Annotated in this window: 9 protein-coding genes; 5 read left to right on the top strand and 4 right to left on the bottom strand. The window is 28.0% G+C overall.

The window, feature by feature from the left end; translation table 11 throughout:
• The first annotated feature begins 1 nt into the window (after nt 1).
• Nucleotides 2-433: a thioredoxin TrxC gene (gene trxC / locus AMYT_RS07520; RefSeq protein ID WP_228197845.1), complete on the top strand. Its 432-nt coding sequence runs from the start codon at nt 2-4 to the stop codon at nt 431-433.
• 4 nt (nt 434-437) lie between these two features.
• Here the strand turns inward: trxC and AMYT_RS07525 are convergent, their stop codons facing one another.
• From AMYT_RS07525 to AMYT_RS07535, 3 genes are all read right to left on the bottom strand, one after another.
• The gene (locus AMYT_RS07525) at nt 438-902 is read right to left on the bottom strand and encodes a DUF523 domain-containing protein (protein ID WP_114841935.1); all 465 of its coding nucleotides are present in this window, start codon (nt 900-902) and stop codon (nt 438-440) included.
• Between the two features lies 1 nt (nt 903).
• Nucleotides 904-1,662: a tRNA 2-thiocytidine biosynthesis TtcA family protein gene (locus tag AMYT_RS07530; protein ID WP_114841936.1), complete on the bottom strand. Its 759-nt coding sequence runs from the start codon at nt 1,660-1,662 to the stop codon at nt 904-906.
• 313 nt (nt 1,663-1,975) lie between these two features.
• Entirely contained in the window at nt 1,976-3,301 is a 1,326-nt protein-coding gene (locus AMYT_RS07535) for a Na+/H+ antiporter family protein (protein ID WP_114841937.1), read from the bottom strand.
• A gap of 179 nt (nt 3,302-3,480) precedes the next feature.
• Here AMYT_RS07535 and AMYT_RS07540 point away from each other — a divergent pair, with 179 nt between their 5' ends.
• The 4 genes from AMYT_RS07540 to AMYT_RS07555 all read left to right on the top strand — a co-directional run bounded on the left by AMYT_RS07540 (nt 3,481) and on the right by AMYT_RS07555 (nt 6,819).
• The gene (locus AMYT_RS07540) at nt 3,481-3,669 is read left to right on the top strand and encodes a hypothetical protein (RefSeq protein ID WP_114841938.1); all 189 of its coding nucleotides are present in this window, start codon (nt 3,481-3,483) and stop codon (nt 3,667-3,669) included.
• An 88-nt stretch (nt 3,670-3,757) separates the two neighbouring features.
• Nucleotides 3,758-4,348, top strand: a complete 591-nt coding sequence (locus AMYT_RS07545; protein ID WP_114841939.1) for an ATP-dependent zinc protease family protein — start codon at nt 3,758-3,760, stop codon at nt 4,346-4,348.
• 1 nt (nt 4,349) lies between these two features.
• Nucleotides 4,350-5,882: an inactive transglutaminase family protein gene (locus AMYT_RS07550; protein ID WP_114841940.1), complete on the top strand. Its 1,533-nt coding sequence runs from the start codon at nt 4,350-4,352 to the stop codon at nt 5,880-5,882.
• Nucleotide 5,883: 1 nt separating this feature from the next.
• Nucleotides 5,884-6,819: an alpha-L-glutamate ligase-like protein gene (locus AMYT_RS07555; protein WP_114841941.1), complete on the top strand. Its 936-nt coding sequence runs from the start codon at nt 5,884-5,886 to the stop codon at nt 6,817-6,819.
• 19 nt (nt 6,820-6,838) lie between these two features.
• On the opposite strand, the gene AMYT_RS07560 is transcribed toward AMYT_RS07555, so the two are convergent.
• Nucleotides 6,839-10,417, bottom strand: coding sequence for a proline dehydrogenase family protein (locus AMYT_RS07560; protein WP_114841942.1), 3,579 nt, complete (start codon nt 10,415-10,417; stop codon nt 6,839-6,841).
• Nucleotides 10,418-10,544: the final 127 nt, after the last annotated feature.

Consider the following 10,544-nt stretch of genomic DNA (forward strand, 5'->3'; position numbering starts at 1 on the left):
AGTGGAAAAAATAAATGTTGTTTGCCCTTTTTGTTTAAAAGTAAATAAAATACCTAAAAAAGACTCTTATTTAAAAGCAAATTGTGGGGAGTGCAAAAATTCATTATTAGAAACAACTCCTATTGAATTAACAAAACAAAATTTTGACCATGTAGTTGTAAATTCTGATATTACAGTAATTGTTGATTTTTGGGCACCTTGGTGTGGTCCTTGTAAAATGATGGGCCCTATTTTTACTGAAGTTGCTACAAAATATGCTTTAAAAGCTTTATTTGTAAAAGTAAATACACAAGACCAACAAGAATTAGCAATGAGATTTAATATTAAATCAATACCAACTCTTATTGTTTTTAAAAACGCAGTTGAAATAAAAAGAGTTAGTGGTGCTTTAGACCCCTTAAGACTCTCTTCTTTAGTAAATGAAAATCTATAGTTTTTTAACTATAGTTTTTTATAAAATCATACAAATCTTTTAGTTGTTTTTCATTAAAGACTTTAATATTATTTTCAATTAATAATTTTGCAGTAATTCCCATCCCATCAACTAAAATACCACTAAAAGTTCCATCATATATTTTATTATTTCCACAAGATGGAGATTTTGCTTTTAATAAAGCTACTTTAATATTCTCTTTTTTACAAAGATTTAAACTATCAATAGAACCTTTTATAAACTCTTTTGTAACATTTTCATTTGTTTTTGTTAAAACTTGATTTTTTATAATTTCAGCAGGTTCTCTAGGAGTTAAAAGTCCACCACTTATTTCAGGACAAATTGAAAAAACTTTATTTTCTAAAATGATTTTATTAAAAAGTTGTAAATCTTCTATTGAATAAATAGAACTCTTACTATCATATCTTACATTTTCTCCTAAAAGACAAGAAGAGACTAATATTTTCATATTAATCTCTTTCTAAAAACTCTTTTTGAAAAAAAGTAGAAGTTTGTACATTATTAAATGCTGCTTTCATTGAAATAAACATTTGTGGATTTTCTTCTTCCATCTTTGCTAAAAGTTCTTTTGTTTTTTCTCTAGCATATGGCATTTTTATATCAAATCTCATTGCAGGACATGCTTCATCACCTATTACATTTAATTCATTTGTTTGAGCAAAAGCTCTTAATTGTCTCTCTCTACAAAAAATTAAAGGTCTAATTACTTCGATTCCATTTTCAGCTTTATAAATTGGTGGCATAGATCTTAATGCCCCATTATATAAAAAGTTCATAAAAAATGATTCCATTGCATCATCTAAATGATGTCCTAAAGCTAATTTATTATATCCTTGCTCTTGTGCTGTACTATATAAATACCCTCTTCTCATTCTTGAGAAAAATGAACAAAATGAAGAGTTTTTTCTAATTTTTTCACCAGCTAATTCAAAAATTTCTGTATCTATAATTTCATGTTCAATTCCATGCTCTTTACAATGATCAGCTAAAAATTGAAGTTGTTCACCCATTCCATAAGTTACAGTAACTGCTTTAAATTCAAAGTCAAAAGGTGCAACTTTTTGAAGATGTTTTAATGAATGAATTAATGTTGTGGAGTCTTTCCCTCCACTAAATCCTACTAATACTTTATCTCCTTGTTTAATTAAGCCATATTCAGCATTAGTCTTACCAACAAGTTTAGATATTTTTTTACTTAATTCTACCAATTTAATATTCCCTATTCTTCTATATTTTTTGCAATTATATCAAAAAGTTTCAAAAATAGATTTAAATTATAATGATTATTTGAAAAAATTATTATGACTACATACTTACTACACGTTAAAAAGCTATACTTTCATTACGAAAAAGGAAAAAGAAGATATATTACTCTCCTTTATTTAATTGGCAATGTATTCAATAATTTCTCCTACAAAAAAACATTGCTGGTGTTTTTCTCGAAATATCTTCTTTCCTTCTATAATAAATATGAATATTTTATAAAAAAAGGGCTATCACAAATGTGGTAGCCCTTTTTTATTATAAGTATAAAGCTGCAATCCAACCAAAAATAATTAGTGGAATATTATAGTGAATAAATGTAGGAACAACACTATCCCAAATATGATCATGTTGTCCATCAACCCCAAGACCAGAAGTTGGGCCAAGTGTTGAGTCTGAAGCTGGACTTCCTGCATCTCCTAAGGCTGCTGCTGTTCCAACTAAAACTGCAACAGCTAATGGTGAGAAGCCAAATTGCATTGCTAAAGGTACATAAATAACTGCAATAATTGGTATTGTAGAAAAAGATGAACCAATTCCCATAGTAACAAGTAATCCAACAATAAGCATAAATAAAGCTGCTAAAGATTTATTATCTCCAATAACAGATGTGATTGAATTTACTAAAGTCTCTATTCCTTGTGTTGCTTTCATAACTTCAGCAAACCCAGAAGCAGCAATCATAATAAATCCAATCATAGCCATCATATGAACACCTTTTGTAAAAACATCTTGTGTTTCATCTATTTTAATAACTCCACCTAGCATAAAAATAATAAATCCTACAAGAGAACCTATAATAATTGAGTCTGTATATAATTGTAAAGATAAAGCGGCAATTATAGCAACTATTGCTGTAAAAATATATGACATTTTAATCTCTTGATTTTCCGGTTCAATCTCTTTTATTTTTGAAATTGAATACTCCCTTGGTTTTCTATAAGAGAAAAATATAGCTATAAGTAATCCTAAAAACATACCAAATACAGGAATAGCCATAACATATGGAAGTTGTTCAGCTCCTATTGTTGCACCATTTTCAACTAGATTTTTATGTAAAATATTATTTAAAAATATTCCACCAAATCCCACGGGTAATAACATATATGTTGCTGTTAATCCAAAAGTTAATACACAAGCGATTAATCTTCTATCAATTTTGTATTCTGCAAACACATGTAATAAAGGAGGGATTAAAATAGGAATAAAAGCGATATGAACAGGGATTAGGTTCTGAGATGAAACAGAAGCTAATAAAATAAGAGTTAATAAAATAGCTTTAAACCAAATAATCTCTTTTTTTGAAGCATCACCTTTCATTTTAGATATTATTTTTTTAGCTAATAAATCTGTTATACCAGATTTTGAAATTGCAACAGCAAAAGCTCCAAGCATAGCATAATTTAGAGCAATACTTGCTCCACCACCTAAACCATCACTAAATGAGTTAATTGTATCAAGTAAAGATAATCCAGATACTAATCCTCCCACTATAGCACTAAAAATTAGAGCAATAACCACATTTATTCTAAATAAACTTAGAACAATCATAAGAATTACTGCAACTACTACAGGATTAAACATAGCGTTCCTTAAATCAAAAATCTTGTTATTACTTATAAATAACATATTTATTGTAAATTAATTACTTTTTATTATATTATTTTTTTATTTAATTAAGCCTCTATTAATCATATTTTTACTGAAATTTTAGGTTAAAACTATATAATTTTATTTCAAATTAGTTAGAAAGTGAAACTATAATGACAAAAGAAGAAGAACTACAATTTTTAGAAATAATTAAAGAGACTATTATCCCTTATGCTCAAAATATGTCAGATGAGCAAATTAAAAATTTAATTGAAACAGTACAAAAACAAAATCCTAATTTACCTTTTGGTTTTGGTAATATGTTACTTGAGCAAATTCGATTATTAAAACAATCTCAATAAAAACTAATCATTTTTTTTAGATTTACTCCTCTTTTAGATAAAAATAATATAATTTCAAACTGAAAGAAATTTAAAAAAGGTATCTAAAATGAGAAAATCTTTTAAAATAGTACTTATTTCATCTATATTTGTTATATTATCTGGATGTACTACACAAGCTACTTTACCACAAAAACCACCTATTGAAGAAAAACCTATACAAGAAAAAACTATTATTAAAATAGTTAAAATTCCTGTTGAAGTTCCAAAAGAAAAAGATGCAAAAATTATAATAGGTGAAGCAGAATATGTATATATTCCCTCTTCTAAAATTAAATTAAAAGCTAGAATTGATACAGGAGCAACAACTACTTCTATTCATGCCCTAGATATAAAAGAGTTTGAAAGAGATGGACAAAAATGGGTAAAATTTAAATTAGTAGACGAAAATAAACAAGAAATACAAAGAGCTTTACCTATTCAAAGAGTTACAACAATAAAAAGACATGCAGCTAAAAGCTTAAAAAGATATGTAGTTCAACTAAGACTAAATTTAGGAGAGTCTAGTCAATTAGTAGATGTGACTTTAGCAAATAGAAGTGATTTTACATACCCCCTTTTAATAGGAAGAAACTTTTTAAATGGTATTTTTGTTGTAGATGTTTCAAAAAAATATATAATTAAAACTAAAGAGATTTAAGATGAAATCAAAAAATCAAATCTTATTATTTTCTATAATATTAATTACTATTTCATTAAGTTTAATGGCTTATAAAGTCAAATATCTAAATTTTCCTTTATTTCAAGAAGAGACAACAAATATTTGGAATATTGAAGCTAAAATTACTTTTGATGCTAAAAAAAATCAAAGTGCTTTAATTTCTATGGCCCTTCCCTCATCTCAAGATGGCCTTATAATTATAAATGAAGAGTCAAGTTCTGCAAATTATGGTTATACAAATAGCACAATAAACAATGTAAAAAGAGCAATTTGGTCAAAAAGAGAAGTTGAGCAAGGAGAACAAGTTTTATACTACTCTATTGATCTTATTAAAGATAAATATTATAAAACAAAGCCTATAGAGTTTGAACAAACAATTGAAACTCAAGATGCTTCAAAACCCATAATTCAAGCTGCTTTATCATTATTGGATAATATTTATAATAAAAGTGCAAATAGTTTATCATTTACTTCTTTATTAATACAAGAGTTTAATTCAAAAGAGCCTTCTCAAGCTGCTTTAATGATAAAAAACAATTATATGAAAACAGATATACAAAAAAGAGATGTATTAATTAAACTTATTAATAAAATAGGATATAAAGTACGAACTATTGGGGCTTTATATTTAGAAGATAAACAAAGAAATATCTCTTTAACTCCTATGCTTGAAGTTTTACACAAAGATAAATGGTATCTTTTTGATATAAATAAAGGCTTACTTGAAAATAGCTCAGATATTTTAATTTGGCAAAGAGGGTCTCAATTTTTATTAGAAGCTGAGGGAGTAAAAAACTCAAATGTTAAATTCTCTGTTACTAAAAATATAGTACCAGCAAGAAGTGCAGCCTTATCAAAAGATGTAAAAAATCAAAATACTCTACTTGATTTTTCACTATTTGTTTTACCAAATGAGACTCAAAATACTTTTAAATTGCTTCTTTTAGTTCCTCTTGGGGCTTTAGTTGTAGTTCTTATGAGAATTTTTATAGGTATTAAAACTTCAGGAACATTTATGCCTGTTTTATTAGCTATGGCATTTATTGAAACACAGTTATTACCTGGTATTTTAATGTTTATTGTTGTGGTAACAATGGGGCTTATTGTAAGGTCTTATTTATCACACTTAAATCTACTTTTAGTTGCTAGAATCTCTTCTGTATTAATTGTAGTTGTAGGAATTATGGCATTTGTAGCAATTCTTTCTCAAAAATTAGGCTTAGAGTATGCTACAAGTATTACATTTTTTCCTATTATTATTTTAGCTTGGACAATTGAAAGAATGTCAATTATTTGGGAAGAAGATGGGGCAAAAGAAGTAATTCAGCAAGGAAGTGGTTCTTTACTTGTATCAATCCTTGCTTATTTTGCTATGACAAATAACACTTTAAGTTTTATTACATTTAATTTCCCAGAAGTTCTTCTTGCTGTTTTAGGACTTATTATTTTAGTTGGAAGATATAGTGGATATAGGCTAAGTGAACTTTATAGATTTTATACAATGGTAAAATAAAATGTTTGCAAATCCTTTTAAATTAAAAAAACTTGGTATTTTAGGTATGAACAATAGAAATATCAACTTTATAGGAAAATATAATAAAAGAAAAAACTTTCCTTTTGTTGATAATAAATTAAAAACAAAACAATTAGCCCATGAACATAATATTAAAGTACCTCAATTACTTGGATTTATTCAATTTCAAGTGGAAATAAAATGCTTTGAAAAATATATTGAAAATGAAAATGGTTTTGTTATAAAACCTGCACAAGGAAGTGGTGGTAAAGGTATTTTAGTAATTGTTGCAAAAAAAGATGGCAAATATATTAAACCAAGTGGGGAGAGCTTAAGTTATTCAGATATTAGAAGACATATTTCAAATATTTTAAGTGGATTATACTCTCTTGGAGGAAAAAACGATATTGCAGTATTTGAAAGATTAGTAAACTTTGATGAGGCTTTTGAAGGCTTTAGCTTTGAGGGAGTTCCAGATGTTAGAGTAATTGTATATAGAGGATACCCAGCAATGGCAATGATGAGATTATCTACTTCTCAAAGTGATGGTAAAGCCAATTTACATCAAGGAGCTGTTGGTGTTGGAATTGATATAAAAACAGGAAAAGCTTTAAGTGCTGTGCAATTTAATAGACCAATAAAAGTTCATCCTGATACAAATAAAGATTTAAAGCTATTAAAAGTTCCTTATTGGCATGAAATTTTACATCTTTGTGCAAAATGTTATGAAATGACTCAAATGGGGTATTTAGGTGCTGATATTGTAATAGATAAACTAAGAGGTCCCTTAGTGCTTGAATTAAATGCAAGACCAGGACTAGCAATACAAATAGCTAATGATTTAGGGGCTTTAAATAGATTTAAAAAGATAGACGAAGTTGCTCATCTTCATAAAAGTATAGAAGAAAAAGTAGCTTTTAGTATAGAAACTTTTTAAAAGTAAGAAGAAATTCTTCTTACTTTTTATTTTCCCTTGCTCCAATATTTCCATATCTATGAAAAGAGTGAGAAACACTTTGCTCTTTAAAGTAATTAAGTAGCTCTATTCTTCCTTCCATCATAGGTTTCATTCTAATAATAAATGTTTCTAAATGATTAGTTGCAGCTTCAAATATCATTTCTGGAACTTTTTTAATATCTGAATAAATAATTCTTTCATAGCTTCCAAGAACTTCTACAAGCTCTTCATCAGTATGTTTTACAATTCTATCTTTTGAAGTAAATAAAACTGTTGCTTCTTTTAAAAATTCTTCTATTTTTGGGTTATTGTCAATAGATACAGAAAAGTTTACTTTTGAAACTCTTGCAGCTAAAATTCTGCTTACTACTTCAAATAAAGTATCATCATTACTAACTCTAATAAGTATTCTATGTAATGGTAAATATCTAAAATGATTATCCTCTCCTCTTACTTTACAATAATCTTTCTCAACACTAAATTCTGTATGATAGTTATGATAATATGATTGTAAAGCAGCTTCAAGTTTTTCAAATTCATTAATATCTGAACTAAATTTCTCTTTACAAGAAGTAATATATCTTGTAAGTTCAGTATGGAAACTTCTAACATTTTGTGGTTTATCAACCTCTTTAAAATCCATAAATTGTGTTATATAATTAAAAATTCCAACTTTTCTACCTGCACCAATAGCAGATTTACCCATACCACCAAAAGGTTGTCTTAAAACAATAGCTCCTGTTGTTCCTCTATTTATATATAAGTTTCCTGCTTTTAAATTCGCTTTCCAATATTCAACTTCTCTTTCATCTAAAGACTCAATTCCAGAAGTTAATCCATATCCTGTTGAATTTACAATATCAACGGCATGTTTTAAATTCTTTGCTTTCATAACTGCAAGTACAGGTCCAAAAAGTTCATTTAGATGCATAAAACTTTTTTCTTTTACTCCCCATTTAATTGCTGGTCTTAACATATATTCATTATTTTGGGCATATGTAGGCTCTAAAATCCACTCTTCACCCTCTTCAACTCTCTCTATTGCTTCTTTTAATTTTCCACTTACTTTATTTGCTAAAGTACCAATTCTATTTTTAAAATCCCAAACAGAACCAACACTCATAGATTTTGCAGTATCAATTAATGCCTTTTTAAAGTTTTCATCATTGTAAACTTCTTCTTCTAATACTAAAAGTGAAGTTGCACTACATTTTTGTCCAGAGTTTCCAAAAGCACTTTGACATACATTCTTCACAGCTTGGTCTCTATCTGCCATATTTGTAACTATTGTTGCATCTTTTCCACCTGTTTCAGCAGTTAAGAATAAATCAGGTCTAGTTTTTAACATAGTAGCAGCTGTATCTTCTCCACCTGTTAAAATAACAAAATCCACATCTTTATTTGCTATTAAATGCTCACCTGCTAAAGCACCTGCACAAGGAACAAATTGTAAAGTATTTTTGCTAATACCAGCTTCCCAAAAGCACTTACACATTTCATAAGCTGTAAGTGCAGCAACAGTAGCTGGTTTTATAATTACAGTATTTCCAGCTGCTAGTGTTGCAGCTATTCCACCTAAAGGTATAGCAACAGGGAAATTCCATGGAGGTACAACAACCCCTACTCCTTTTCCTTTAAACTCTAAGTTTTTATACTCTTGAAAATATCTAGTAGCATAAGAATAAAACTCAATAAAATCAACTGCTTCACTAACTTCAACATCAGTTTCAGTAAATACCTTACCAACTTCAGAAGCAGCAATTCCAATTAAATCTGCTCTTTTTTCTCTAACTTTAATAGCAGCTTGTTTTAAAATAGCATGTCTTTGCTCATAAGATAAAGTTCTCCAACCATCAATATCAGCTTTTGCAATATCAACAGCCTCTTTTAAATCTTGTTCATTTGCCATAGCAAATTTTCCAGCTAATACACCTTCATGTAATTGAGATTTATCAATAGCTTCATAAATTTTTCTATCTTCAGTTATCTCTTTACCTGCAACTACAACAGGCTTTACTTTATGTAAAGTATCTTTTGAATTTTTCCATTTAGTTATAATATTTTTTGCCCATTCTTGGTTTGCAGGAAGAACAAAGTCTGTATCAGCTTCTGCATGGTATTTATTTGTATCATAAGAAGAGTTATTATAATCTGCCCAGTTTTCTTCAAGTCTATTTTGTTTTCTTTTACTTCCAACAAAAGAAGTTTTTTCATAATCAAAAGATTTTAAAAATAACTCTTTTTGCATATTCCAATCTTTTGTACCAACTTTTAAACCAAAAGAGTATCTAATAAAGTTATTTGGACCTGTATTTTCATCAAGTCTTCTTACTAAATATGCAATAGCATTTGTAAATTGTTCTTTGGCAGCAGTTGGTGCATATAAAATTACACTTTTTGAGATTTCTTTAATTGCAAGTCTAGCTGCTTCACTCATACCTTCTAGCATCTCTAAAGTATGAAATTCAGATGTATTGTTATTTTCTGCAAGTACTGTTGCGTAAGCTAATTCAAATAAGTTATGAGAAGCAGTTCCCACATTCATATATGGTGCATTTTCTTTATCTAAAGCATATTTTACCATTCTTTTATAGTTTGAGTCAGTATCACTTTTATCTGTATAAGTTACCATTTCCCAATGTTTTTGTGAAGCTTCTGTCTCTTCCATTTCCATATTAGCCCCTTTTACAAGTCTAAACTTAATAGGACTTCCACCATTTTCTACTCTTTGTTTAGCCCAAGAACACAAATCTTGTTGCCAAAGATATGAATCAGGTAAATAAGCTTGTAAAACAATTCCTGCATAAAAATCTTTAAATTGAGGTTGTTCTAATGTTCTTTTAAATACTTCAACAGTAATAGCTAAGTCTCTATACTCTTCCATATCTAAATTAATAAATTTATTGCTTCTTGTTCCATCTGGTGCAATATATGGATATTTTTTTGCTTGTTCATAAATTTTTGTAAGTTTTTCAACTAATATATTAACTGTTCCTTCAAAATTTAAAGGATTTATTTGAGAAAAAATAGTTGAAATTTTAATAGAAATATAGTCAATATTTGGATTTTCTAAAGCTTTTAAATACTTTTGCATTCTTTCAGTTGCTTCTTCTTCACCAAGAACAACTTCACCAATTAAATTTATATTTACTCTAGTTCCTTCTTTTTTTCTCTTTTCTAAATGGGCATTAAAAACCTCTTTTTCACCTTTAATTACCACTGTTTTTGTATCTTCTCTAATTTGATTTATAAATAAAGGAACAGAGATATTTGGTAAAAATTTACCTATATTTTGAAATAGCCATAAAAGAGTTCTATCTTTTGTAGTAAAAAAGTGTGCCATTCCATGTTTTTCTAATAAAAAGATAATTTGATTTGCTATTCTTTCATTAGATTTTGTTCTAAAACATTGATCCATAAGTTCAATTAGTAAAGCTTTATCTTGAGGATGCTCTAACATTTTATTCATTTTAACATAAAACTCTCTATCAAAATCACTAACTAATTGAGTTGCTCTATTTTGCCATTTTTCAGCAAGTTCTATAGCAGAATCTATAAGTTCTTGTTCGTTTTTCATTATATATCCTTAAAATTAATTGGGTTTTAAATAAATTTTAAGTAGCTTAACACAGACACTTTTTTGTGTTTTGAGGGGAGCAACGGCCAAGTATCCCCCTCTGCTACTATATTTTTCTTAACAACTT

Source organism: Malaciobacter mytili LMG 24559, from assembly GCF_003346775.1.
Lineage (GTDB): Bacteria > Campylobacterota > Campylobacteria > Campylobacterales > Arcobacteraceae > Malaciobacter > Malaciobacter mytili.